This is a genomic window from Pseudomonas yamanorum (assembly GCF_013386765.1).
GTDB classification, from domain to species: Bacteria; Pseudomonadota; Gammaproteobacteria; order Pseudomonadales; family Pseudomonadaceae; genus Aquipseudomonas; species Aquipseudomonas yamanorum_A.
Map to the genome: position 1 here is coordinate 126,723 of NZ_JACARE010000010.1, position 24,258 is coordinate 150,980.

At 61.2% G+C, this 24,258-nt stretch carries 21 protein-coding genes and 2 pseudogenes; 11 read left to right on the forward strand and 12 right to left on the reverse strand.

The genetic code is table 11. The features are described 5' to 3' along the window. Nucleotides 1-179: 179 nt before the first annotated feature. Entirely contained in the window at nt 180-983 is an 804-nt protein-coding gene (gene dkgB / locus HX875_RS06555) for a 2,5-didehydrogluconate reductase DkgB (protein ID WP_177042530.1), read from the forward strand. Here the strand turns inward: dkgB and HX875_RS06560 are convergent. The 7 genes and pseudogenes from HX875_RS06560 to HX875_RS06590 all read right to left on the reverse strand — a co-directional run bounded on the left by HX875_RS06560 (nt 980) and on the right by HX875_RS06590 (nt 9,074). Continuing rightward, nucleotides 980-4,600, reverse strand: coding sequence for a transporter substrate-binding domain-containing protein (locus tag HX875_RS06560; RefSeq protein WP_177042531.1), 3,621 nt, complete (start codon nt 4,598-4,600; stop codon nt 980-982). The two genes, dkgB and HX875_RS06560, sit on opposite strands and share 4 nt — an antisense overlap. Nucleotide 4,601: 1 nt before the next feature. After that, nucleotides 4,602-5,228, reverse strand: coding sequence for a response regulator transcription factor (locus HX875_RS06565; RefSeq protein ID WP_177042532.1), 627 nt, complete (start codon nt 5,226-5,228; stop codon nt 4,602-4,604). A 293-nt stretch (nt 5,229-5,521) separates the two neighbouring features. Continuing rightward, nucleotides 5,522-6,238: an MgtC/SapB family protein gene (locus HX875_RS06570; protein WP_010172203.1), complete on the reverse strand. Its 717-nt coding sequence runs from the start codon at nt 6,236-6,238 to the stop codon at nt 5,522-5,524. A gap of 479 nt (nt 6,239-6,717) precedes the next feature. Next, nucleotides 6,718-6,870, reverse strand: a pseudogene (locus HX875_RS06575) (GNAT family N-acetyltransferase); the annotation flags it as partial. Nucleotides 6,871-6,882: 12 nt separating this feature from the next. Next, nucleotides 6,883-7,224, reverse strand: coding sequence for an FKBP-type peptidyl-prolyl cis-trans isomerase (locus tag HX875_RS06580; protein WP_177042533.1), 342 nt, complete (start codon nt 7,222-7,224; stop codon nt 6,883-6,885). Nucleotides 7,225-7,246: 22 nt separating this feature from the next. Continuing rightward, nucleotides 7,247-7,867, reverse strand: a complete 621-nt coding sequence (locus tag HX875_RS06585; RefSeq protein WP_177042534.1) for a transglycosylase SLT domain-containing protein — start codon at nt 7,865-7,867, stop codon at nt 7,247-7,249. A 238-nt stretch (nt 7,868-8,105) separates the two neighbouring features. Further along, nucleotides 8,106-9,074 (reverse strand): hypothetical protein, encoded by a 969-nt coding sequence (locus tag HX875_RS06590; RefSeq protein WP_177042535.1) that lies wholly within the window; start codon nt 9,072-9,074, stop codon nt 8,106-8,108. 304 nt (nt 9,075-9,378) lie between these two features. Between HX875_RS06590 and HX875_RS06595 the strand changes: the two genes are divergently transcribed. From HX875_RS06595 to HX875_RS06605, 3 genes are all read left to right on the forward strand, one after another. Continuing rightward, nucleotides 9,379-10,875, forward strand: coding sequence for a PAS domain S-box protein (locus HX875_RS06595; RefSeq protein ID WP_177042536.1), 1,497 nt, complete (start codon nt 9,379-9,381; stop codon nt 10,873-10,875). A gap of 132 nt (nt 10,876-11,007) precedes the next feature. Further along, complete coding sequence (locus tag HX875_RS06600; protein WP_177042537.1) at nt 11,008-11,259, forward strand: CsbD family protein; 252 nt, start codon at nt 11,008-11,010, stop codon at nt 11,257-11,259. An 11-nt stretch (nt 11,260-11,270) separates the two neighbouring features. After that, nucleotides 11,271-11,540: a DUF1652 domain-containing protein gene (locus HX875_RS06605; protein ID WP_177042538.1), complete on the forward strand. Its 270-nt coding sequence runs from the start codon at nt 11,271-11,273 to the stop codon at nt 11,538-11,540. Here HX875_RS06605 and HX875_RS32725 read toward each other — a convergent pair. From HX875_RS32725 to HX875_RS06615, 3 genes and pseudogenes are all read right to left on the reverse strand, one after another. Next, nucleotides 11,533-11,622: pseudogene (locus HX875_RS32725) on the reverse strand (outer membrane lipoprotein carrier protein LolA); the annotation flags it as partial. The gene HX875_RS06605 and the pseudogene HX875_RS32725 sit on opposite strands and share 8 nt — an antisense overlap. A gap of 8 nt (nt 11,623-11,630) precedes the next feature. Beyond that, nucleotides 11,631-12,821 (reverse strand): MFS transporter, encoded by a 1,191-nt coding sequence (locus tag HX875_RS06610; RefSeq protein WP_029615980.1) that lies wholly within the window; start codon nt 12,819-12,821, stop codon nt 11,631-11,633. 155 nt (nt 12,822-12,976) lie between these two features. Beyond that, entirely contained in the window at nt 12,977-13,285 is a 309-nt protein-coding gene (locus HX875_RS06615; RefSeq protein ID WP_177042539.1) for an RcnB family protein, read from the reverse strand. Nucleotides 13,286-13,445: 160 nt separating this feature from the next. Between HX875_RS06615 and HX875_RS06620 the strand changes: the two genes are divergently transcribed. Beyond that, the gene (locus HX875_RS06620) at nt 13,446-13,796 is read left to right on the forward strand and encodes a LemA family protein (RefSeq protein WP_218171885.1); all 351 of its coding nucleotides are present in this window, start codon (nt 13,446-13,448) and stop codon (nt 13,794-13,796) included. Nucleotides 13,797-13,808: 12 nt separating this feature from the next. Here the strand turns inward: HX875_RS06620 and HX875_RS06625 are convergent, their stop codons facing one another. Beyond that, nucleotides 13,809-14,201 (reverse strand): nuclear transport factor 2 family protein, encoded by a 393-nt coding sequence (locus HX875_RS06625; protein WP_256348052.1) that lies wholly within the window; start codon nt 14,199-14,201, stop codon nt 13,809-13,811. Between the two features lie 57 nt (nt 14,202-14,258). Between HX875_RS06625 and HX875_RS06630 the strand changes: the two genes are divergently transcribed. The 3 genes from HX875_RS06630 to HX875_RS06640 all read left to right on the forward strand — a co-directional run bounded on the left by HX875_RS06630 (nt 14,259) and on the right by HX875_RS06640 (nt 17,447). Continuing rightward, nucleotides 14,259-14,816, forward strand: coding sequence for a helix-turn-helix domain-containing protein (locus HX875_RS06630; RefSeq protein ID WP_177042541.1), 558 nt, complete (start codon nt 14,259-14,261; stop codon nt 14,814-14,816). A gap of 11 nt (nt 14,817-14,827) precedes the next feature. Next, nucleotides 14,828-16,174 (forward strand): glutamine synthetase family protein, encoded by a 1,347-nt coding sequence (locus HX875_RS06635; protein ID WP_177042542.1) that lies wholly within the window; start codon nt 14,828-14,830, stop codon nt 16,172-16,174. A gap of 175 nt (nt 16,175-16,349) precedes the next feature. Continuing rightward, the gene (locus HX875_RS06640; RefSeq protein ID WP_177042543.1) at nt 16,350-17,447 is read left to right on the forward strand and encodes a DNA alkylation repair protein; all 1,098 of its coding nucleotides are present in this window, start codon (nt 16,350-16,352) and stop codon (nt 17,445-17,447) included. Nucleotides 17,448-17,586: 139 nt separating this feature from the next. Here HX875_RS06640 and HX875_RS06645 read toward each other — a convergent pair whose 3' ends face one another. Beyond that, nucleotides 17,587-18,477, reverse strand: a complete 891-nt coding sequence (locus tag HX875_RS06645) for a LysR family transcriptional regulator (RefSeq protein WP_177042544.1) — start codon at nt 18,475-18,477, stop codon at nt 17,587-17,589. Nucleotides 18,478-18,607: 130 nt separating this feature from the next. On the opposite strand from HX875_RS06645, the gene HX875_RS06650 reads away from it, so the two are divergent. From HX875_RS06650 to HX875_RS06660, 3 genes are all read left to right on the forward strand, one after another. Then, on the forward strand, nt 18,608-20,251 hold the full coding sequence (locus HX875_RS06650) for a GMC family oxidoreductase (RefSeq protein WP_177042545.1): 1,644 nt from the start codon (nt 18,608-18,610) through the stop codon (nt 20,249-20,251). Nucleotides 20,252-20,408: 157 nt separating this feature from the next. Then, complete coding sequence (locus HX875_RS06655) at nt 20,409-22,031, forward strand: MFS transporter (protein WP_177042546.1); 1,623 nt, start codon at nt 20,409-20,411, stop codon at nt 22,029-22,031. 232 nt (nt 22,032-22,263) lie between these two features. Then, nucleotides 22,264-24,213, forward strand: a complete 1,950-nt coding sequence (locus tag HX875_RS06660; RefSeq protein ID WP_177042547.1) for a DNA topoisomerase III — start codon at nt 22,264-22,266, stop codon at nt 24,211-24,213. Nucleotides 24,214-24,258 lie beyond the last annotated feature (45 nt).

Consider the following 24,258-nt stretch of genomic DNA (forward strand, 5'->3'; position numbering starts at 1 on the left):
CTGAAAGACCAGGTCGCCTGCATCGCCGGCAAGCCAGCTCCTACATTGGGCCGTGTTTGCTTTTGTTCTTCACCACTCATGACTTTTGGTAAAGAGTCCTTTTCGGATTCAGCGGTTTTTCTGAAGGAACGAGGAGCCGATACTCGACTCCATTGTTCACATCACTTCAGGAGTCACTCATGTCCATTCCCGCATTCGGCCTCGGCACGTTCCGCCTGCAAGGCCAGGTCGTCATCGACTCCGTCAGCACCGGCCTGGAGCTGGGCTACCGGGTCATCGACACCGCGCAAATCTACGAAAACGAAGCCGATGTCGGCCAGGCCATCGCCGACAGTGGCATTCCACGGGACGAGCTATTCATCACCAGCAAAATCTGGATCGCCAACTTCGCCGAAGGCCAGTTGATCCCCAGCCTCAAGGAAAGCCTGCGCAAGCTCCAGACCGACTACCTGGACCTGACCCTGATTCACTGGCCATCGCCGGAAGACCAGGTGCCGGTGGCCGAATTCATGAGCCAGTTGCTGGAAGCCAAGCGCCAGGGCCTGACCCGGCAGATCGGCATTTCCAACTTCACCGTTGACCTGATGAAGCAGGCGATTGAAGCCGTTGGCGCCGAGCACATCGCGACCAACCAGGTCGAACTGCACCCGTACCTGCAAAACCGTACCGTGGCAGAGTTCGCCAAGACCCATGGCATCCAGATCACGTCCTACATGACCCTGGCCTACGGCGAAGTGCTGAAGGACCCGGTGATCCAGCAGATCGCCGAGCGTCACCAGGCAACACCGGCCCAAGTGACCCTGGCCTGGGCCATGCAACTGGGCTACGCGGTGATCCCGTCGTCGACCAAGCGCGCTAACCTGGCCAGCAATCTCAAGGCGCTGGACCTGACCTTGAGCGACGCCGACATGGCGCAGATCGCCGGCCTGGAGCGCGGCCATCGCCTGACCAGCCCCAAAGGCATCGCGCCGAACTGGGACTAAACCCCGGGCGGGTTGCAATAGAGCGACAGCGTGTGATGCAACTGAGCCAGCGCCTCGTCCACTGCGGCGACAGCGCCGGCCAGTTCGTTGTGGGCCTGTCGCTCGCAGACCTTCTCCAGTTGCTCGCAGCTGTCCATCAGGGCCTGGGCCTTGACCATCCGTGCACCGCCCTTGGTGCGATGGGCCAGGTCATGCAGGCGGGAAAAGTCCGCCGTTTTTTCTAATGTCGCCAGTTGCCCGTGGTCGGCTTCAAGGCTGTCGAGCAACGGCGCCAGCAGCTCTTTGACCGCAGCGATATCGCCGCCGGTCAACTTCTCCAGATAACTCAAGTCCACTCCCGATGACGCCTCATGCGGCGTCGCCGTACGCGACGCAAGGGCCGCGCGCAAATCCTCAAGCCCGGTGGGTTTGAACAGGCAGCCGTCCATGCCCGCCTGCCGGCAACGTTCGACTTCCTCCGGCTGGGCATTGGCGGTAAACCCCAGCAGCAGGCACGGCGCCAAACCGCGTTCATGCTCCAGGGTGCGTATATCCCGCGCCAGTTCGTAGCCGTCCTTGAACGGCATATTGCAGTCGGTAATCACCCCGTCGAACTGCCCGGACAGCCACACTTCAAGCCCCTCAACGCCATCTTCGGCCGTGGTGATCCGGTGCCCCAGAAAACTCAACTGCCGCGCCAGCAGCAGCCGGTTGGCCGGGTAGTCATCCACCACCAGGATGCTCAGGGCGCGGGCGGGTGGTGCTTGTGGGGCAATGGATGCAGGCGGAATCAACTTGGCCTCGACGGTCGCCAGCTCCAGGGTGACGTCCACCCGTGTGCCCTGCCCCAGCAGGCTGCTCAACTGCAATTGCCCGCCCATCATCTCGCACAGGTTGCGGCTGATGACCAGGCCCAGGCCCGAGCCGCTGCGCGCCGATTGCGTGGTGTTGCTGCCCTGGATGAAAGGGTTGAACAGGCGCTGCTGGTCTTCGACGCTGATACCGATGCCGGTGTCCTCCACCCACAATCGCAGGTGCAGGTAACCGTTGGTAATCGACGACGACCCAGAAGCGCCAAGCCGTACCTGGCCCTGGGGCGTGAACTTGATGGCGTTGCTCAGCAGGTTCGACACCACCTGCTTGAAACGCATCGGGTCCACCAGCACAGGGCGATCAAGCAGCGGGTCGAGTTCCACCTGCAATATCAGGCCCTTGGCCCGCGCCAGCCCGTCAAAAACCCGCGCCACGGACGCCAGCAATTCGTGCAGGTTCGAAGACTCCAGGGCCAGGGACAGGTGGCCCGACTCAATGCGCGCGATATCGAGGATATCGCCGATCAACTCCAGCATGCTGCGCGATGCATCGGCGGCCACCTCCAGCGCATCACGGTCGGCCCGGTCCTGTTCGGCGGCTTTCAGGGCCAACTCGATCATGCCGATCACGGCGTTCATGGGGGTGCGTATTTCATGGCTCATGGTTGCAAGAAAGGTAGTCTTGGCTCGGTTGGCCGCGTCGGCGTCCTCCTTGGCCTCCTGCAACTGGCCCAGCAGGTGCTGCCTTTCGCTGACGTCCACCCAGCCGGCGATCATGCCCACCACCTGCTCATCACCGTCGCGGTACGGCAGCATCCAGTGGTAAATCGTCAGGGCTTTGCCACCCGGCACCTTGAGTACGCGGTCGTGAATCTGCGGCTCGCCCCGCTCCATCAGCCGCAGGTAGTCCTCATGAAAGGACTGGGCCTGGGGGCGGTTACCGGTGTCGGTCTCGACCACCGTTTTGCCCACCACGTCCTCCAGCTTGAAACCGAACACATCGAGGTAAGCACTGTTGCATGCCATCAACCGCCCCAGGCGATCACGCACGTAAATCGGATGGGGTGTGCCATCAATCAACGCGCTCATAAACCGCATCTGGTCGCTTAGCGCACGCTCGGCCTGGGCTCGCTTGCGTATCAGGCGACGCAGATAAATGGCCCAGCCCAAGGTGATCAGCAGCAGCAACGCCGACAGGCCGAAGCCCTGGATGATCGCGGTGCGGTGACGGGACCAGTAGCTGTCCTCGATCACCACTTCGCTGCGCCAGTGGCCCGTCAGCTCGTCCATTTCCTGTGGCGTGATGCTCAACAATGCCTTGTCCAGGATCGAGTACAACTCCAGTTGGCTGCGGTTGACACCGAAGGCGATGCGGGCCGGTTCGGAGCCGACCGTGCTGGTCACCCGCAGGCGGTCGCGGTACTCCCTGGCGATGATGTAGCGCGCCCCGATCAACGTAATGACGGCGGCATCGGCGTTGCCGTTGGCCACCAGCGCCATGCTTTGCTCGGGATTCTCGGCGGTCACAAACCTGATGGTGGGATAGTCCTGGGCGATACTCTCCTGCAGGCTGTTACCCCCCAACAGTGCCAGGCGCTTGCCGGTCATGTCTTCCAGTGTGAGCGGGCTGCCGGCGTCGGTACGACTGACCAGCACATAGGGGTTGGTCAAGTAAGGCCGGGTAATGCGCACCTTGTCCGCATGTTCGACGCTTGGGGTCACCACGGCAATCATGTCCGCGCTGCCTGCACTGACCTTATCCAGTTGCTGGGGCAACGAGCTGCCCGGCACCACGTCAAACTTCAACCCGGTGCGCAGGCTGATACGGGCCAGGACTTCAGCACTCAAGCCCTCGAACCCGCCCTGTTTGCCGAGAAATGAGACAGGCAGGAACTGGTCGAGCACCGCCACCTTTATGCGTGGATTTCGCTCCAGCCAACGCTGCTCACTGGCACTCAAGCGCAATCGTTCGGAACCCAGGAACCCGAGGTTGCCGGCACTCCAGCGCCGCAGGATTTCCATCCGCTCGCTGACCGGAATGACCGCCAGTGCCGCGTTGATGATCTGCAGCAGGCGGGTGTTGTCCTGGACAAAGGCAAAGCCGAACGGGTTGACTTCAAGTGACGAGAAGTCAGCCATCCGAACGTTGTTCAGGTAGTTCCTGTTGATCAGGTAGTTGGTGCTGATGGCATCGCCGAGGTAAACGTCCGCCTGGCCGAAAGCCACGGCGCCGATGGCCTCGAAGGTCGACGGAAAAAGCTGTATCCGGGCATGGGGATAAAATGCCTGGACCGCCTCCGGCTGCATGTAGTGGTAGAGCATCGCGACACGCTTGCCGGCCAGGTCGGCGCTCAGGGTCTGGCTGTCGCCCGTGCGGGTGACCAGGGTCGGTTGATCCATGGCATAGGAGCGCGACAGCACAAGTTGCGGGTCTGCCGCTTCGTAACCGTTGGCTGAGCCCACAAAGTCCACCTCACCGCGCTTGAGCGCCGTGATGACTTCGTCACGATTGTCATAGCGGCGGACTTCGATCTTGATGTTCAACGCATCGCCGATCAGCTCGGCGTAATCCGCCGTAATCCCTTCAAGCTCATCGTTGCTGCTCAGCTCGAACGGCGCGTAATCAGGCCCCGAGATCCCCATCAACAAACGGCGGTGCTCGCGCAACCAGCGCCAGTCCGCCTCATCCAGCTCTGCGGCCGGGGTTTCGATGAAGGAGTGCCCCAACAGAGAAAGAGCGCGAGGCTCCGCCAGGGCCGGCGTATGCAGACAGAGCAAACCCAGCCATACGCTTGCGCTGAGCCACAAGACTCGGAGCGTGGTCATTTCAGATCAGATGATTGCGCTGGGCGAACTTGGACAAATGCACCACCGACGACATTCTCAGCTTCTCCTTCAGGCGGGTTTTATAGGTGCTGATGGTCTTGTGGCTGAGCAGCATGTCCTCGGCAATTTCCTTGTTGCCCAGCCCCAACGCGAGCTTTTGCAGCACGGTCAACTCACGGTCGGACAGGTCTGCCACCAGGTCCTGTTCAGTGGACTGCAGATCGTCCCGGCGTACCGAGCTGGTAGGCAAGCTGGGAAAGCAGCTGTAATTGGACATCACGGCCTTGATCGCTTTTTGCAGCTCGTCCAGTTCGCCGGTCTTGGCGACAAAACCCATCGCACCGGCACGCATGCAGCGGGTGGAAAAAAACACCGCCAGGTAGGAGGTCAACACCAGGATTTTGCAGGGCAAGCCCAGCGCCTTGATCCGGCTGATCACCTCCAGCCCCCCCAGCTTGGGCATGGCCAGGTCGAGGATGATCAGTTCGGGGCGTTCCTCACGGGCAATCTGCATGGCATCGGCGCCGTTACCGGCTTCGAAGATCGTGTCGAAACCTTCCTGCTTCAATAAATACCGAACGGTTGCGCGGATAAATGGATGGTCATCCACGATTAAGGCTTTGCTCATAGGGCTCCCCTGGGAGGATTCAGTACCGTTGCACATCACACGGGACCTATCTACCTGTGAGAAATAACAGTTCCGACAAACGGCACTGAATATTCCTACAAGCAACAAGCCAGGTCCCTTCATTTGAAAAACGCCTGGCCATGGGTAGCGGCACCTGCGTGCCTGGCTAGTCGCAAGCGCGCAACCTTACCAATGGAATGACGCAACAACTGAAGGGATAGTCCCAGTCTTATGTAGGACTTTTCCTCACTAAAAGCATAGTAAACAGCCGGCTTCCGGGGAGCATAAGTGGTTTAGTCAGTGGTACTCGGGCTCCAGAAGGCCTGTACCACCAGGGTCGAGGTGGAAATGCGCGCCACCAGGGCGTCCAGTTCGTCACCGTCTACCGAGGTCACGGCCAGCGTCGCCTCGATTTCCACCTCTTCGGGACCAAAGGGGCGCACGTCCACATCACTGGCCGGGTAGTTGCAGCGCGCCAGTTCGGCTTCGAGCAGGGCCAGTACCGCCTTTTGCTGGGTACGACGGGCTACCACATAAAGGATGTTGGTCACCTCGGCCGACACCACATCCAATGGCTGGCGGTTGATGTTATTCACGATCGGCCGCAGCAAGGTGTTGGCCGCCAGCACAAACAGCGTGCCCAGCAGCGCTTCCAGGATCAGGTCGGCACCGGCACAGGCGCCCACTGCCGCCGACGCCCAGAGCGTGGCGGCGGTGTTCAGCCCGCGCACGTTGCCTTCCTCACGCATGATCACCCCGGCGCCGAGAAAACCGATGCCCGAAACCACATAGGCCACGACCCGCACCGCCCCTTCGGCGCCGCCCAGCCGGTTGGCCATGTCGACAAAAATCGCCGCCCCTACCGCCACCAGCACGTTGGTGCGCAAGCCCGCCGTGCGCTGGCGGTACTGGCGCTCGAAACCGATCAGCCCGCCGAGGATGAAGGCCGCGGTGAGGCTGACCAGCGTGTCGACCAGCGAATTGAGGTTGATGTTGTTGATTGCTTGCATAGGAGTCTTCCCTATTCATTACCAGCCAAACTTGCGGATATAGAAACCTTCAGCGTCTGGGTCAGCCGACAGGCGCGTGCGTAGTACCGCGATGCAAGGCATCACGCACTGTTAAGCGTCGATGAGAGGGAATTCGGGATCGGGCCAGGACAGGCCGCCACCGGGATGCCGCTTCTCGCTTTTGGCGAGACAACGGCATCGGGAAAATGCGCGTTACCTTGCCAAGTATGTGCCGGTTATCGAGACCGGCCGACGACTGTCACTCGAACAAGTACCCACTGAGGGTCTCCGCTATTGATGAAAACGCGCGAAGCTTACGCCCTGATTTCAGGAGAGTAAACCGTAGGAAAAGTTACCAGATGGGTTTGGAAGAGTTCTTCAGGTTGGGTTCAGCCGGGTCTTCAAGCAAGTGTGGGAGCTGGCTTGCCAGCTCCCACATTGGAGGTGTACACCTGAAAATTCCGGGCGGACTGTCTATTGGGCGTGGCCGGTTCGCCATTGACGGCGAGAAAATACCCCGGCGCCGCCTCGAAAAAGCGCTGCAGCTCGACTTCATCCTCAAGGGTCAGCTCAACCACCCGAATGCCCGCTACCGAACTGCGCGGCAACTCCATTGTTTCAACAACCTCCATGTTCATCGCGCCTCAATCATCCCGTGTGAGCACTTCCAGCAACTCAATCTCAAACCGCAGATTGCTGTTGGGCGTGATATGCGCGCCCATTGACCGCTCGCCATAGGCCAGGTGCGCCGGCACAAATAACGTGCGAATGCCGCCGACTTTCATGCCCATCAAGCCCTGGTCCCAGCCTTTGATGACGCGACCGGTGCCGATCACACATTGAAATGGCTTACCGCGTTCCCATGAGGAATCGAACACCGTGCCGTCTTCGAGGGTGCCGGTGTATTGCGTGGTGATGAGGGCGCCTTTGACCACGGGTTTGCCGTCGCCCAGGCGGGTGTCGGTGATTTGTAGTTCGTTGCTCATCGCGTTCTCTCGTTATCCAAAGTCACAGCCAGTGCCAGAACCGGCTCCAGAACCCCCGCCCCAAATCATTCTTGCAGCCCGCATATTGCGCGGCATACATCTGCGAACGCGCCTGTACCTTACCCGCCACCGGCATCAGCCAGGCTTTGCTCGCATAGGTGCGCTGACGATAACCGCCCCAGCCTTCGTGGTAGTTCAGGTATTGGCCGTAGGCATCGTATTTGTACACGCCGTTGATGGTGTAGGTCTTGTCCATGTACCAGCCGACAAAGTCGATGGCGTCGTCAAAATGCTCGCGACTGGCGCCATAACGGCCAGTGCTTTTCTGGTAGTCGCTCCACACTTCATCCTTGGCCTGGGCATAGCCGGAGGCAGTAGAAACGCGGCCCCAGGGGATGATCCACAACAGGTATTTGCGGGGTGTCTTGGCGTCCTGCCGAAAGCCGGACTCTTGATACATGATCGCGAACGGCACCTGGATCGGCACGCCCCAGCGTGCCTGGGTCACCTTGGCGGCGTCGTACCAATCGTCTTTTTCGCGGAAGATGCCGCAGATGTCGTTGGGGGTGCGGGGTGGCGAGGTGCCGCAGCCGGCCAATAAGGCAGCAAGTAGCAACAGCCCTGCGGTTTTTCCTGCGTTCAAAAGCGCACCGTCTCGTCGTGAGGATAAAAGGCGGGCAGTTTACTCGTTCGTCAGGGTTGCTGCAGAGGTCAAAGCGAGTCTATTTCTGTGGCGAGGGAGCTTGCTCCCGCTGGAGTGCGAAGCGCTCCCAACCCGATGGACGCGGTATGCCTGGGACGTTGCGTTCACCGGTTTTGGGGCTGCTGCGCAGCCCAGCGGGAGCAAGCTCCCTCGCCACATAAAGCACCTCAAGTCGTGATCAGGCCAATGGCACCCGACGAGTAGTGATCGCCAGGCGACCCACGCCAAAGCTCAACGCCGCACCCAGCAGCAACATCACCAGGGTGCCCCACGCCGCGCGGGACAGTTGCTTGGCCGCCACTTCACCGGCTTCACGGGCTTTCTGTTCCGCCTGTTGCTTCAGTTCTTCAACTTTCTGCATGGCCTGCTGATAAGCCTGGGCATAGTTGTCGACGATCTGGGTCGCTTCAGCCTGGCTCTTGCCGGTACGGGCGGCGACGATGTTGACCAGCGCCTGTTTGTCCGCTGCGTTCAACGCCGGCTCACCGGACGCCTTGACCCGCTCGAACCATTGCTTCAGCTCATCACCGGCCTGGGTTGGATTGGTCGCAGCATCGTTGGCCGATTGCTTGCCGTCAGCGCTTGCCTGGTTGGCTTTCTGCTCGACGTTGGCCGGGTCAAGCTCTGGCTTGCCGCTCTGCTTGAGCAGGGTGTCGAGCTGGCCTTGCAGGCTGTTCCAGTCCAGCTTGATACCTTGCTCATCCAGCTGCTGCTTGACGCTGTCGCTGATGCCCGGTGCCACGGCGGCGATACCGCTGCCGGCAGCCGACAGGCCTTTGCCCACGACATTCCCCGCCGCACCTACCACGCTGGTGGCCAGCGCAGCCAGCAGCCAGGTGGTCAACAGGGTGGTGATGGTCCAGCTCAGTACGCCGTGCAGGCCGCCGCGATCCGGTGCGGTGCGCCCGGCCACAAATGCGCCGGCGCCGATGGCCAACAGCGTCGACACAAACAACCAGATCCCGGCACCGGTGCCAAATCCGCTCAGCGGGTTGCCGGCTGCCATCGGGTTCACTGCACTGGCGCCAATCGCGGTGCCGAGCACGCTCAACACCAGATAGGTCACCAGGGCAATTGCACTACCGGCCAATACCGAGCCCCAGGAGACACGGAACAGCGAACGGTTGGTTTCATAGACAGTGGTCATGGTCGATCCTTTTACAATGGGTAGGTGGCCAGTTTGGCGAGGGGCCTGCCCTGCGGTCTCGGCACAATTGCACTAGGCGCACTGGTGCATTCGCACCCCGCGTGCGGCAACTTCTCTGCACTATCCTGAGCCCCAGGTGTCGTACTCCCTATGCGTCTGACACCGCTCCCCTGTAGGAGCTGGCTTGCCAGCGATGGTCGTCAACGATGACGCGCGGTTCCTGAATAGTCGCGTTGCTGTTGAGCTTTTCGCTGGCAAGCCAGCTCCTACAGGGGGCGCAGGTGCCCTCAATATTGGAGAAACCATGAGCCAGGCCGTCCTCGCCAAAGAAACCAACCGCCGCCAACTGCAGCAGATCATCTCCGGCTTGTCCGATGGAGTGATCCTCGCCGAGGTCGACCAAACCATCCTGTGGGCCAATGAGGCCGCGCTGCTGATGCATGGCGTGGAGAATGTCGAAGACCTTGGCGTCAACACCCAGGACTACGCCAAGCGCTTTGCCTTGCGCTATCGCAACAACCACCCGCTGGTGCTGGAGAATTACCCGCTGAGCCGGGTGGCAGGCGGTGAGGAGTTCAGCGACGTGGTGGTGGAGGTCACCCCCACTGGCGACGAGGAAAAGACCTGGGTGCATCGCCTGCGCAGCCTGGTACTCAACGACTCGAGCGGTGAACCGGAGCTGTTGGTGCTGATCCTGAGCGACGCCACGGAATGGGCCAGCGCCGAACAACGCTTTGAAAAAACCTTCAATGCCAACCCGGCGCCGGCGGTGATTTGCCGCTTGAGTGACCTGCGCTACATCAAGGTCAACCAGGGCTTCCTGGAGATGACCGGCTACAACCGTGACCAGGTGATCGGCCGCTCGGTGTATGAACTGGACGTGCTGGAGCAGGCCGAAAACAAGGACCTCGCCGTCAAGCGCCTGGGCGAAGGCGCGACCATCCCGCAGATGCAAGCCGAACTGAAACTGCCCGAGGGCGGCAGCAAACTGGTGATCGTGGCCGGCCAGCCGCTGGACATGAACGAGGAAGACTGCATGCTGTTTTCCTTCACCGACCTTGAGCCCCGGCGCAAGGCCGAAACCGCCCTGCGCCAGAGCGAGGAACGTTTCGCCAAGTCATTCCGCCTGACGCCGGTGCCGACCCTGGTGTGCAACGCCGCCAACCGGCAAGTGGTGGACATCAACGAAGCCTTCATGACCATCACCGGCTACACCAGTGAAGAGCTGATCGGCAAATCCATCGAAGACATCGACTTTATCGACAGCCCCCAAGCCAGCACGCAGCTGTTCACCACCCTGGAGAAAGCCCGCAACCTCGACGGCCTCGACCTGAAGATCCGCAAGAAAGGCAGCGAGGTGATCGACTGTGTGCTGTCTGCCGACACCGTCAGCATTCAGGATGTGCCCTGCTACCTGCTGGTGTTGATGAACATCACCGAACGCAAGCGCTCCGAGCTGGAACTGGTGGCCGCCATCGAGGAAGTGATGCAGGACGCCTCCTGGTTCAGCCAGACGCTGATTGAAAAACTGGCCAACGCCAAGAGCGTCAATAGCCCCAACGTACCGAACATTTCCTTTACCGACCTCACCGCTCGGGAGCGCGATGTACTGGGCCTGATTTGCGAAGGCCTGGCCGACAAGGAAGTCGCCTCGCGCCTGAAACTGGCGCCCAATACCGTGCGTAACCATGTGGCCACGGTGTACTCCAAACTCGGGGTGCATAGCCGTAGTGCAGCCATCGTCTGGGCCCGTGAACGCGGGCTGTTTGCCGGTGAATTGCGGGTTAAAAAACCGAAATAGAGTGCAAATGCACTAGTGCGACCGGTGCAAATTCGCCTTATTGCGCGGGGGGTGCACTGCTTAACCTTGAAGGGTGGGCACAGGGCCTTGGGTCCTGTGCTGTTGAGATGTCATGCCTTCAAGGAATCCATCATGAAAAGCGAACAAGTCAAAGGCGCCGTCGAGAAAGTGGCCGGCAAGGCTCAAGGTTTTCTGGGTGATCTGACCGGTGACGAACAGCTCCAGGCCGAAGGTGTGGCCCGCCAGGCCGCTGGCCAGTTGCAGCAAACCTACGGTGACGCGCTGGACACCGTCGGCGATTTCGCCAAGCAAAAACCCTTGGCGACGGTTGCGATTGTCGCCGGTGTCGGCCTGCTGCTGGGCCTGATGCTGCGTCGTCGCTGAGGAGAGCCCACATGTTTACGCTCTCCCAACTGCGCAACTGCATTGAAGAGGCGCTGTCGCCCCTGACCTGCGAGTTCACCCTGTGCCGTGACGCCTCGTTGACCCTCAAGGTTTTCGATGCCGAAAGCGGCCGGGTAGATCTGGTGGTCACCGGGATCAGCGTCAACAAACTGCAGACCCCGCAGGCAGTGGAAAAGATGGTCGACGAGTTGCGCTACGAATTGCAGAGCAACACCGTCGGCAAAGTCACTCTGGATGATCTGCCGCTGCGTCCACTGTAGGAGCGAGCTTGCTCGCGAAAAACCTGAGGGCGCCGCTGGCTGTCAGATTAACCGCGTTATCGTTAACGACCTTCGCGAGCAAGCTCGCTTCTACACTGACCGAGCCTTCAACGACGCCCCGATAAAATAGAACACCCCTCCTCCGACAATAAACGCTGCCAACATGTAGAACATGTAGTGGGCCGGCAGGCTGGCCAGTACCAGCCCGCACAGCACCGGCCCCAGGGCAGCGCCGAGGTTGGAGAGGTTTTGCGCGCCGTAGTACATGCCGCGCAGGTGGTCCGGGGCGATGCGGTCGATAAACATGTACTCGGCGGGAAACACCACGATTTCGCCCACGGTGAAAATCGCCATCGCCAGGATCCACCACCACACGTTGCTCGCCAGGGCAAAGCCAATCACCCCCAGCATGAACATGCCCAGGCCGAAGATCAGCCACTGGCTCAGGTAGCGGTGGGAAATGCGTCGGCCAATCGCGTATTGCAGGGCAATCACCAACACGGCGTTGGTGGTGAGAACTGCACTGATGATGGTGTAGGTGTATTCGGCGGTAGTGGTGGTCACCAGGTACTGCGAAAGGTACGCGGTGAACTGGCCAAACACCACGGCACTGAGCAGGCCGCCGATGGTGAAACACACCAACCGGTGATCCCGCAGCAATACGCGGCCCACGGCGAGGAACGACACCGGCTTTTGCGTGGTGTCGACGGTGGCCAAGGTGCGGTCGCCCCAGCGCCAATACAGCAGGAAAAACCCGAGACCCAACGCGGCCGACAAGATAAACGGCAAGCTGATATCGAGCTTGGCCACCATCGCGCCAAAAAACGGGCCCACCGCGTATCCGATATTGGTCAGGGTGTACTTGATGGAAAACGCTTCGCTGCGCTCATCTTCCGGCAGCAGGCTGGCAAACCCGGACTTGATCGCAATGTCGATCACCGCGTACGCCAGGTTGATCAGGATCAGGCAGCTGTAGAACGACCAGATTTCCCGGGCCAGCACCGTGCCGACAAACCCCAGGGCAAACACCACACTCAGGCTGAGCAGCAGGCGATAACTGTTGATGCGGTCTACGAGGAAGCCGCCGTACACACTGAGCAGTGAACCGACAATCAGCGAGCTGCCGATCACCAGGCCGACCTGGCTGATGTCCAGGGCAAAGTGGTTGGTGAGGTAGATGACCAGGTACGGAAACGTGATGGCCTTGGCCAAGGTGAGGATCAGCGTGGCCGACAACAGCAGGTTCACGGTACGCGGGTAATTTCTTATTGTGGCAAGCATCCTGCTCTCATTCTGATCAAGGTAGAGGGGCCATTGCAGCCCGCAAGCGGACCTACCTTAACGCAAAACAACAGGCAAAAAATGCTGATTTATGCATTTATGCAAAAATCAAATGCGCCGGGATGAGCACGGGATCGCTCATCCCGTTGCCGGGGTTATTTTTTAACGGGCGTAATGTCGAGAATCGTGCCGTTGGTGGTTTTGAGCAACACGTACTTGTCGTTCACACGGGCCCACTGGCTGTCTTCTTCCGGCTGCTTCAGGCCATGTTTCTTCCAATCGGCGATGGCCGATTCCTTGCGCATCAGAATGTCTGGCGCGCGGTCACCGGTCTTGAGGTCGCGGGTATTGATGTTTGAAGGCTGCACGGTTTTTTGCTCGGTATCGGCGGCCTGAACGGTGAAGCTCGCGGCGGACAGGCTCGCGGCAACCAACAGGCAGGCAACAAGGGACTTGGACTTCATGGGCACTTCCTTCAATGAATGACGCGTAAAGATTCCGACCGCAGCCGCGGGGAATCATTCAGCGCAGTGATGGAAGCGGCAGATGGATGGACAGCCAGCGACCGGGCTGGCGATTAATCAGATAAGATTGGTTCTTTTTTCCAGCTGCCCAGGACGTCCAATGACTGGTACCCACGTCATCATCATTTTCGTGACCGTTGTCACCTTGCTCGCGCTGTACGTGTTCGGCACCTATCGGGAACTGGTGGCGCTGCTCGATCGTTGCAAAAAAGCCTTCGGCCAATTCCAGGAGGCCGAACAGCAATTGGCGGCGGCGCAAGACGCCCCGTCACCCGGCGCGGAAATCGCCGGCCTGGAAAGCCGCGTCGCGTTCACCCGCCAGCTGTTCCACGACTCGGTCAACAACTACAACACCTACAAGCACAAATCGCCGACGTCGGTAGTGGCTGAACTGCTGGGGCATCGTGAGGATGCGAGCCTGTCGGGGTTTGAGGTCAAGCGTACGGTCTGAACCTGCCGACGCCTACACAGGTGCACGCTGACGCGTCGGCGTGCCCTGATGAAACACCATCTGCCACTGCCCGCCGCTTTCGCGCCACACCGAACTGCGCAACGACTCCCCTGCCGCATTGGCCTCCGTCGCCGCCCGTTGGCAGCGATAGGTCACCAGCGCCACGCCTTCGGCCAGCATCTTCAACGCAAAGTCACCGATGCTACGGGCTGAAAACACCTCATCCTGTAACCCCTCGATCACCTCGGCCTTGCTGCCCCACACATTGCCGCTGGCACCAAATTCCACGAAATCATCCGCCAGCAACACCGACAACCGCGCGGCATCCGCACGGGTGGTGCATTGATGCAGCTCTTGTTCAAGGCTGCGTAAATGCTCCAACAACTCCATACCCATTGCCTCCATGAAATTAATCCTGTAATTTTTCATGAAATTTCTTGATAAGAATTTCACGAAACGCCTATGGACAAGCAAGAAGAACTCGACGCCCTGGCGATCCTGATCCACGACCTGCGCAAGCACAAGAAGCTCACCCTGGCGCAACTCGCGCAAAAGATCGAGCGTTCCGTGGGTTTCCTGTCCCAGGTTGAACGCGGCCTTTCGCGCCCCACTGTGGCCGACCTCACCGCCATCAGCCACGCCCTCGGTGTGCCCACCACCTATTTCTACAGCCTGTCCAAACCCAAAGCGGTGGATTGGGTCACGCGCCCCAATGAGCGACGCACCGTGTATTACGCCAACGGCATCACCGACATCCTGGTGTCGCCGAGCATGCATGGCGCGTTCTCGATCCTCGACAGCCTGCTGGCCCCCGGTGCCAACAGTGGCGAACAGACCATGAGTGACCGCGCCGAACAGGCCGGCTACGTACTGGAGGGCGAGTTGACGCTGTGGGTCGAGGGCGAGGCCGACTCGGTCACCCTGGGCCAAGGTGACAGCTTCCACCTGGCCAGTTTTGCCCACTGCCGCTACGGCAACCTGACCGACCTACCCGCCCGCGTGCTGTGGGTCTACAACTAGGAGCAACACCCGTGAAAAGCCATTCCTCCACGCTGCTGGCCGAAGTCCGGACCTTTCGCCAGAACCATCCCGATGTGCGCTACGTCGACCTGATTGCCCTGGACATTCCCGGGCATTTCTACGGCAAACGCTACCCGGTGGAGATGCTGGAAAAGGTCGCCGCCGGCAGCCCCTTGAAGCTGCCGCAAAACGCCGTATTGCTGGGCGCCCAGGGCGGCCTGTTCAAGATCGGTGACTACTGCTTTCACGACGGTGACCCGGACGCCAACCGCCGCCTGGTGCCCGGCACGCTCAAGCCGGTGAGCTGGGAAGCGCAGCCCCTGGGGCAGATGCTGATCACCTCCGACGGCACTGAAGCGCCGATTGAATTCGAACCCCGGGAAGTGCTGGCCAAGGTGCTGGAGCGCCTGCACCGCAAAGGCATTCACCCGGTGGTGGCGTTTGAGCTGGAGTTCTACCTGTTCGACAAAAAGCTCAGCGACGGCCTGCCGCAGTTCGCTCGCGACCCGCTGAGCGATGACGCGGACGACCAGCCCAACCTGCACATCGAGCGCCTGTCACGCTTTGCGCCGGTGTTGGATGACATGGTCGAGACCGCCAAGGCCCAGGGCATCGACATCACGGTGATCACCGCCGAGCTGGGCCCCGGCCAGTTCGAGATCAATTTCGGCCACCTGGAAGACGGCCTGCGCGCCGCCGACTGGGCCGCCCTGTTCTGCCGCAGCACGCGCGGCGTGGCCCTCAAGCACGGTTATCGCGCCAGCTTCATGGCCAAGCCTTACCTGCAACATCCCGGCAGCGGCATGCATGTGCACGTCAGCCTGTACGACGCGGCAGGCAACAACCTGCTGGCGGCCCACCAGCAACAACCTTTGCGTCACGCGGTGGCCGGCTGCCTGGAACTGCTGCCCCACTGCATGCCGATCTTCTCGCCCAACCACAACGCCTTCCGCCGCCTCGGCGGCACGGTGAACGCGGCCACCCGCGCCTGCTGGGGTTTTGAGGACCGTGACGCCTGCGTGCGCATCCCGGAATCCGACCCGCGCAACCTGCGAATCGAACACCGCCTGGCCAGCGCCGACGCCAACCCGTACCTGGTGTTGGCGGCGATTCTGGTGGGGCTGGAGCATGGCCTTGACGCGGCCAAAGAGCCCTTCGCCCCACTGAACGAAGACCGCAACAGCGGCACGGATTTCCCCCTGGAAATGCTCGAAGCGGTGCGCGCCATGCAGCATCAGCCGGTGCTGCGCGAAGGCCTGGGCGCAGAGTTTGTCGACGTGTATTGCGAAAACAAACGCCAGGACCATCTGGCGTTCCAGCAGGAGATTCATGCGCGGGAATATCGCTGGTATCTCTAACTGATCCACTCCCCTTTCCGTAGCAGCTGTCGAGCCTTGGCGAGGCTGCGTTCGCGGTGTGTCTGATACACCGCTGACGCAGCCTCGCCAAGGCTCGACAGCTGCTACGACGCGGGGCGTGCGATATCGGGTTTTGCATGTAATCTGATGGCCAACTTCATCTGCGGACTTGCCCATGACCGAACAAAGCGCCCCGGCCCTGAAGGAAATCTTCAACGCCGAACGCCTGCAGCACATCGCCACCGAAATGACGGCGGTGTACCCGGCGTTCGACGCCAAGGGTTTCCTCAAGCACGCCAAGGCCGGGCTCGCGGACCTGTCGGTGATGCAGCGCATGGCTCGGGTCAGCGAAAGCCTGCACGCCGTGATCCCGCTGGATTATCCCCAAACGCTGAAGTTGCTGTATGCCCTGGCTCCACGCCTGAACAGCGCCTTTGTCAGCCTGTTCCTGCCCCATTACGTCGCCAGTTACGGCGGTGAAGACTTCAAGCGCTCCATGGCCGCGCTCAAGTACTTCACCACCTTCGGCTCTGCCGAGTTTGCCGTACGGCATTTTCTGCTGAGTGATTTCAAGCGCACCCTGGCGGTGATGCAAGGCTGGTCGCTGGACGAAAACGAACACGTGCGCCGCCTCGCCAGCGAAGGCTCGCGGCCACGGTTGCCCTGGTCCTTTCGCCTGGCCAATGTGCAGGCCGACCCGAGCCTGTGCGCCTCGATCCTCGACAACCTCAAGGCCGACAGCAGCCTGTACGTGCGCAAGTCGGTGGCCAATCACCTCAACGACATCACCAAGGATCATCCGGATTGGGTGCTGGGCTTGATCGAAGGCTGGTCGCTGGAGAACCCCCACACGGCCTGGATCGCCCGCCACGCGCTGCGCAGTTTGATCAAGCAAGGCAACGCCCGGGCGCTGACGATCATGGGTGCAGGGGCCAGGGCCGAGGTGAAGATCCATCAGCTCAAGGTCGAGCCGGCGGTGATCAACCTGGGCGACCGGATCAACCTGTCCTTCAGCCTGGAATCCATGGCCGACACGCCGCAAAAGCTGGTGGTGGACTACGCCATCGACTACGTGAAAAGCGCCGGTCACAGCGCGTCGAAAGTGTTCAAGCTCAAGGCGTTTACCCTCGCTGCCAGGGAACATCACGCGATTAGTCGTGGCCAACATATTCGTGAACTGACCACGCGCAAGCACTATCCCGGCAAGCACGCGGTGCATGTGCTGGTGAATGGGGAGCGGTTGGGCAGTGTTGAATTTGAGTTGCTGAACTGAAGATTTTCTCCATAACAAAACCTATCAACTGTAGGAGCTGGCTTGCCTGCGATAGCGGAGTTTCAGCCGATAAATATGTAGCTGATACACCGCGATCGCAGGCAAGCCAGCTCCTACATTTTTGATTCGGTTTACTCAGTTAAGCCTCGCCCAGCAACAGCTTCTGCTCCCGCGCGCACAACTCCACCAGGTAATCCCACAACACCCGCAACCTTACCGACTTGTGCAACTCGCGCCGGGAACTGATCCAGTAACTGCGCTGGATGCTCTCCCCCGGCAGCAGCGGCACCAGGTCCGGGTCGCTGGCGGCCATGAAGCACGGCAACACGGCAATCCCCAATCCCGAACGCGCCGCCTGGTGCTGTGCGATCACGCTGGTGCTGTGGAACACCACCTTGGGGTTGCGACAGAAGCTGCTGAGGAACTTCAGTTCCTGGCTGAACAGCAAATCGTCGACGTAATCGATCCAGGCGTGGACGGCCAGGTCCTCGCGTTTCTCAATCGGCGGCGTGCGGTCCAGGTAGCTGCGGCTGGCGTAGAGCGCCAGGCGGTAGTCGGTGAGTTTGCGGGTCACCAGTTGGTCGACGCTGGGGCGTTCCAGGTGGATGCTGATCTCTGCTTCGCGGTTGAGAATGCTGACAAAACGCGGCACCGCCAGCAGTTCCACCTCCAGGCCCGGATAGCGTTCGAACAGGCCACCCATGCGGCCGGCCAAAAACATCACGCCCAATCCTTCGGCCACCCCCAGGCGGATCTTGCCCAGGGGCGCGGCGGAGTGGGTCAGTTCTTCTTCGGCCAGCAGGGCCACGTTTTCCATGGCTTCGGCATGCTTGAGCAGCGCTTCGCCCGAAGGGGTGAGTTCGTAGCCCTGGGCATGCTGCACGAACAGCGCGGTACCGAGGCTTTTTTCGATGGCCTCGATATGCCGGGCCACGGTGGCATGGGTGGTTTTCAGGCGTTGCGCCGCCGTGAGCAGGCGTCCGCTACGCTGTAACTCGAGAAAGAACCGCAGGTCATTCCAGTCGAACATGTCGCCTCCGCTCTCCACCTTGAAAGCATCGCTGTCTAAAAACGCACAGCAGCTGGGTAAAAACTAACATTTTTAAGACGAAAACTAACAACTAGGATGGAGCCAATAAGAAAAACAAGCGAGGCCTCAGATGCCCATTGCAGCTGCTGAATACGATTACGTGGTAGTAGGCGCCGGCCCCGCAGGCTGCCTGCTGGCCAATCGACTGTCCGCCAACCCGGCCCATCGCGTGCTGCTGCTTGAAGCCGGCGGTCGTGATAACTATCCCTGGATCCATATTCCCGTCGGCTACCTGTTCTGCATCGGCAACCCGCGCACCGACTGGTGCTTCAAGACCGAAGCCCAGGAAGGCCTGCAAGGCCGTGCCCTGAGCTACCCGCGGGGCAAGGTGTTGGGCGGCTGTTCGTCGATCAACGGCATGATCTACATGCGCGGCCAGGCTCGGGATTACGACGGCTGGGCCGAAGACAATCCCGGCTGGGCCTGGAAGGATGTGCTGGCGCTGTTCAAGCAAAGCGAAAACCATTTTGCCGGGGCCTCGGAATTTCACAGCGATGGTGGCGAGTGGCGGGTTGAGCAACAGCGCCTGCACTGGCCGATCCTCGATGCGTTTCGCGAGGCGGCGCAGCAGAGCGGTATCGCGAGCATCAGCGACTTCAACCAGGGCGATAACGAAGGCTGCGGCTATTTCCAGGTCAACCAGAAATCCGGGGTGCGCTGGAATGCGGCCAAGGCGTTCCTCAAGCCGATCCGCCAGCGGCCCAACCTGACAGTGATGACTGAAGTTGAAGTCGACCGCGTGCTGCTGGAGAACGGCCGCGCCACCTCGGTGGTTGCTCGCCAGCAAGGCCAGGCCGTCACATGGCGGGCCCGCAAGGAAATCATCCTGTGCGCCGGTTCGGTGGGCTCCCCCGGCATCCTGCAACGCTCCGGCATCGGCCCTTCCAGCGTGCTCAAGCCCTTGGGCATCAACGTGCTGCACGAGTTGCCCGGCGTCGGCGGCAACCTGCAGGATCACCTGCAACTGCGCCTGATCTACAAGCTGGAAAACGCTCGCACCCTGAACCAGATCGCCGGCACCGTGTGGGGCAAGATGGGCATGGGCCTGCGTTATCTGTACGACCGCAGCGGCCCGCTGTCCATGGCCCCCAGCCAGTTGGGCGCGTTTGCCCGCTCCGGGCCGGAACAGACGTCGGCCAACCTTGAATACCACGTGCAACCGCTGTCCCTGGAGCGCTTTGGCGAGCCGCTGCACGGGTTCCCGGCCTTCACCGCCTCGGTGTGTGACCTGCGCCCGCAAAGCCGCGGCCGCATCGACATTCGCTCGGCCAACCCGGCAGACGCACCGCTGATCCGCCCCAATTACCTCAGCCATCCGGAAGACCTGCGCGTCGCCGCCGACGCCATTCGCCTGACCCGGCGCATCGTCTCGGCGCCGGCCCTGAAGCAGTTCAACCCGGTGGAATACCTGCCCGGCGAAGAACTGCAGACAGACGAACAGCTGCAAGAGGCCGCCGCCCGCATCGGCACCACGATTTTCCACCCGGTGGGCACCTGCCGCATGGGCAGCGACAAAGACGCGGTGGTTGACGCACAACTGCGGGTGCACGGCGTGCCCGGCCTGCGCATCGCCGACGCGTCGGTGATGCCGCGCATTACTTCAGGCAACACCTGCTCACCCACGCTGATGATCGCGGAAAAAGCCGCGCAGCTTATCCTTTCGCCGAACACAAGGAGCCTCGCCCCGGAGAAAGAACTGACTTTACCGGCTTGACCTGTAGGAGCCCGGCTTGCCGGCGATGGCATTTTCAAGTGTTGTGCACAGCTTGAGAGCGCCATCGCCGGCAAGCCGGTTCCTACAGGGGAACAGCGGCGCCGATTCGGCGCCGACAGTGGAACAACAATAAATAATCACTGTGAGGGCTACCCAAATGTCAGAACACGCTCAACCCCTGGACCCGGCGCTCGGCGCACGCTCGAGCAACGACACACAGAAAGTCATCTTCGCCTCCTCCCTCGGGACGGTGTTCGAATGGTATGACTTCTTCCTCTACGGCGCCCTCGCGGCGGTAATCAGCAAGCAGTTCTTTGCCGGGGTCAACGACACCACGGCGTTTATCTTCGCCCTGATGGCCTTCGCCGCCGGTTTTGTCGTGCGCCCGTTCGGCGCGCTGGTGTTCGGTCGGCTGGGTGACATGATCGGGCGCAAATACACGTTCCTCGCCACCATCATCCTGATGGGCCTGGCGACCTTCTGCGTGGGCCTGCTGCCGACCTATTCAAGCATCGGCATCGCCGCACCGATCATCCTCGTGGCACTGCGCATGCTCCAGGGCCTGGCGCTGGGCGGTGAGTACGGCGGCGCAGCCACCTACGTGGCCGAGCACGCTCCAGCGGGCAAACGCGGCTTCCACACCAGCTGGATTCAATCCACCGCGACCCTTGGCCTGCTGCTGTCACTGCTGGTGGTGCTGGCCTGCCGTTACTTCACCGGTGACCAGTTCGAAGTCTGGGGCTGGCGCCTGCCGTTCCTGCTGTCGATCGTGCTGCTGGGCATCTCCACCTGGATCCGCATGAGCCTGCATGAGTCGCCGGCGTTCCTGAAAATGAAAGAGGAAGGCAAGGCCAGCAAGGCGCCGATCCGCGAGTCCTTCGGCAAATGGGAAAACCTCAAGATCGTGCTGATTGCGCTGTTCAGCATCAACGCCGGGCAAGCGGTGACGTTCTATGCCGCGCAGTTTTATGTGCTGTTTTTCCTCACACAGTTTTTGAAGATGGACCCGGCACTGGCCAACATGCTGCTGATCATCAGCGTGGTGATTGGCGCGCCGTTCTTTATCTTCTTCGGCTGGCTGTCGGACAAGCTGGGGCGCAAGCCGGTGTTGATGGTCGGCCTGCTGCTGGCCACCGCGCTGTACTTCCCGATCTTCAAGGGCCTGGCGCACTACACCAACCCGGCGATGGACCACGCGAGCCGCCAGTCACCGATCACCGTATTGGCCGACCCGGCCACCTGCACCTTCCAGTTCGACCCGGTGGGCAAGGCGCGTTTTGACAGCCCGTGCGACAAGGTCAAGACCTTCCTGGTGAAACAGGGCCTGCCGTACGAAAGCGCGGCCGCCCCGGCCGGCAGTGCGGTGCAGGTGAGCGTGGGTGATGTGCAAATCAACGGTTACGACGAAGCTGCCCTGAAAGGCGCGGTGACGTTGGCGGGCTATCCGCAGTCGGCTGACGTGGCGCAGGTCAACAAAACCATGGTGGTGGTGCTGATCGTGGCACTGATCCTGATCGCCGCCATGTGCTACGGCCCGCTGGCAGCGCTGATGGTGGAACTGTTCCCGACGCGCATCCGCTACACCTCGTTGTCGCTGCCTTACCACATCGGGAATGGCTGGTTCGGTGGGTTCCTGCCGACGGTGTCGTTTGCACTGGTGGTGTACACCGGGGATATCTTCTATGGCCTGTGGTACCCGGTGGTGATTACCGGGGTGAGCCTGATCGTGGGGCTGATTTGCCTGAAAGAGACCAAGAACGTGGATATCGACAAGAACTGAACCTCCACTTTGTCGCCACTGAAGATCCAGTGTGGGAGCTGGCTTGCCTGCGATGCGGACACCTCGGCGTTTCAGTTACACCGAGGTGATGCTATCGCGGGCAAGCCCGCTCCCACATTGGGTTCAGTGCCAGACACACAAATTGCTGTATATCCATCCAGATAAAAGTTGCCCAATTCTGATTTATTGCCCATCCTGCTCCCCATTCAATTGCGTAGCGAATGTGGTGACCATGCGGCTGTTCCTCTGTGAAAAACCGTCCCAGGCAAAGGATATCGCCGCCGTGCTCGGCGCGACCCGGCGTGGCGACGGTTGTTGGCTGGGTTCAGGCGTCACCGTGACCTGGTGCATCGGCCACCTGCTGGAAACCGCCCCGCCCGACAGCTACGACGCCAAGTACAAGCGCTGGGTGCTGGCTGACCTGCCGATCATCCCCGAGAAGTGGAAAATGCTGGTCAAGCCCAAGACCGCCAGCCAATTCAAGGCGGTCAAGCGCCTGCTGGGGGAAGCCCAGGAACTGGTGATCGCCACCGATGCCGACCGTGAGGGCGAGATGATCGCCCGTGAACTGGTGGAGCATTGCCGCTATCGCGGTCCCATCCAGCGGCTGTGGCTCTCGGCACTCGATGATGCGTCGATCCGCAAGGCCCTGGCCTCGTTGAAGCCCGGCGCCGAAACCTTCAGCCTCTACCATTCGGCCCTCGGTCGCTCCCGCGCAGACTGGTTGATCGGGATGAACATGAGTCGCCTGTTTACTCTGCTGGGTCGTCAATCCGGCTATCAAGGCGTGTTGCCGGTCGGCCGGGTGCAAACCCCAACCCTGCGTCTGGTGGTTGACCGGGACCGCAGCATCGCCGACTTCGTGCCCGTCGCCTATTGGGCCATCGATGTGGACCTGCTCCACGACAACATCACCTTTACCGCGCAATGGCGCGCCACCGACGATGCCTGTGACGACCAGGGCCGTTGCCTCAACCCGCAACTGGCCCGGGACGCAGCCAACGCCATGAACTACGCGGCCAGTGCCCGGCTGGTGAAGCTGCGCACCGAACGCATGCGCGACGTGGCGCCCCTGCCCTTCGACCTGGGTACGTTGCAGGAAATCTGCTCGAAAAAACTCGGCCTCGGCGCCCAGGAAACCCTGGATGTCGCCCAGTCGCTGTACGAAACCCACAAGGTCATCACTTACCCCCGCAGCGATTGCGGCTACCTGCCTATGAGCCAGCACAGCGATGCGCCGAAAATCCTCGCGGCGCTGGGACGGGCTGACCCAGCGGTGAATGAGCTGATGCCACATATTGACCCGAAGCGCCGCTCCCGGGCCTGGAACGACGCCAAGGTCAGCGCTCACCACGGCATCATCCCCACCGGCGCCGGCAAGGACGTCGGGCAACTGACCGGCAAGCATCGCGCCGTGTACACCCTGATTCGTGCCCGCTACCTGGCGCAGTTCCTGCCCAACCACGAGTACGACCGCACCCAGGCCGACTTCGACTGCGCCGGCGAGGCCTTGCGGGCGGTGGGCAAGGTCATTGTCGAACCCGGCTGGAAACGCGCCCTGCCGGAAGCGCTGGCACCGGCCAAGGGCCGCGAAGCGCCCGCGCCGCAGTCCCTGCCGAAATTGGTGCAGGGCCAGGACTACGCCGTGGCCAAGGTCAACCTCAAGGACCTGTGGACCCAGCCGCCCAAGCCCTTCACCGAAGGCGACCTGATCAAGGCGATGAAGAACGTCGCCAAACTGGTGGAAGACCCGCTGCTCAAGCAAAAACTCAAGGACACCACCGGGATTGGCACCGAAGCCACCCGCGCCGGGATCATCCAGGGCCTGCTGGATCGCGGTTACCTGGTGAAAAACGGCAAGGCACTGTCGGCCACTCCTGCCGCGTTCAGCCTGATTGATGCGGTGCCCCGGGCAATCGCCGATCCCGGCACCACCGCCATCTGGGAACAGGCGCTGGACATGGTGCAAAGCGGTGAGATGAGCCTGGAAGAGTTCGTCGCCAAACAGGCAGCGTGGATGAGCAAGCAGGTCACGCGCTGCACCGGCATGCGCCTGACCATCAGCGGCCCGGCCAGCCCGGCGGGACGTGGCGCCACACCCTGGAAAAACAAACGCAAGCCGGCCAAACGCAAGACCGCCGCCAGCCCGAAACGCGCGGCAAAACCGGCAAACAAGGGCTAAGAGGGATCAAAAGTCGCGACAATGACGTTTTTCGAGCAGATATAC

Coding starts and splice junctions, on each gene's coding strand:
- HX875_RS06615 (WP_177042539.1), bottom strand. CDS start 13,285: ATGAAGTCCAAGTCCCTTGTTGCCTGCCTGTTGGTTGCCGCGAGCCTG.
- HX875_RS06565 (WP_177042532.1), bottom strand. CDS start 5,228: ATGAGCAAAGCCTTAATCGTGGATGACCATCCATTTATCCGCGCAACC.
- HX875_RS06655 (WP_177042546.1), top strand. CDS start 20,409: ATGTCAGAACACGCTCAACCCCTGGACCCGGCGCTCGGCGCACGCTCG.
- HX875_RS06620 (WP_218171885.1), top strand. CDS start 13,446: ATGACTGGTACCCACGTCATCATCATTTTCGTGACCGTTGTCACCTTG.
- HX875_RS06560 (WP_177042531.1), bottom strand. CDS start 4,600: ATGACCACGCTCCGAGTCTTGTGGCTCAGCGCAAGCGTATGGCTGGGT.
- HX875_RS06595 (WP_177042536.1), top strand. CDS start 9,379: ATGAGCCAGGCCGTCCTCGCCAAAGAAACCAACCGCCGCCAACTGCAG.
- HX875_RS06605 (WP_177042538.1), top strand. CDS start 11,271: ATGTTTACGCTCTCCCAACTGCGCAACTGCATTGAAGAGGCGCTGTCG.
- HX875_RS06590 (WP_177042535.1), bottom strand. CDS start 9,074: ATGACCACTGTCTATGAAACCAACCGTTCGCTGTTCCGTGTCTCCTGG.
- HX875_RS06625 (WP_256348052.1), bottom strand. CDS start 14,201: ATGGAGGCAATGGGTATGGAGTTGTTGGAGCATTTACGCAGCCTTGAA.
- HX875_RS06580 (WP_177042533.1), bottom strand. CDS start 7,224: ATGAGCAACGAACTACAAATCACCGACACCCGCCTGGGCGACGGCAAA.
- HX875_RS06640 (WP_177042543.1), top strand. CDS start 16,350: ATGACCGAACAAAGCGCCCCGGCCCTGAAGGAAATCTTCAACGCCGAA.
- HX875_RS06645 (WP_177042544.1), bottom strand. CDS start 18,477: ATGTTCGACTGGAATGACCTGCGGTTCTTTCTCGAGTTACAGCGTAGC.
- HX875_RS06570 (WP_010172203.1), bottom strand. CDS start 6,238: ATGCAAGCAATCAACAACATCAACCTCAATTCGCTGGTCGACACGCTG.
- HX875_RS06610 (WP_029615980.1), bottom strand. CDS start 12,821: ATGCTTGCCACAATAAGAAATTACCCGCGTACCGTGAACCTGCTGTTG.
- dkgB (WP_177042530.1), top strand. CDS start 180: ATGTCCATTCCCGCATTCGGCCTCGGCACGTTCCGCCTGCAAGGCCAG.
- HX875_RS06630 (WP_177042541.1), top strand. CDS start 14,259: ATGGACAAGCAAGAAGAACTCGACGCCCTGGCGATCCTGATCCACGAC.
- HX875_RS06600 (WP_177042537.1), top strand. CDS start 11,008: ATGAAAAGCGAACAAGTCAAAGGCGCCGTCGAGAAAGTGGCCGGCAAG.
- HX875_RS06650 (WP_177042545.1), top strand. CDS start 18,608: ATGCCCATTGCAGCTGCTGAATACGATTACGTGGTAGTAGGCGCCGGC.
- HX875_RS06660 (WP_177042547.1), top strand. CDS start 22,264: ATGCGGCTGTTCCTCTGTGAAAAACCGTCCCAGGCAAAGGATATCGCC.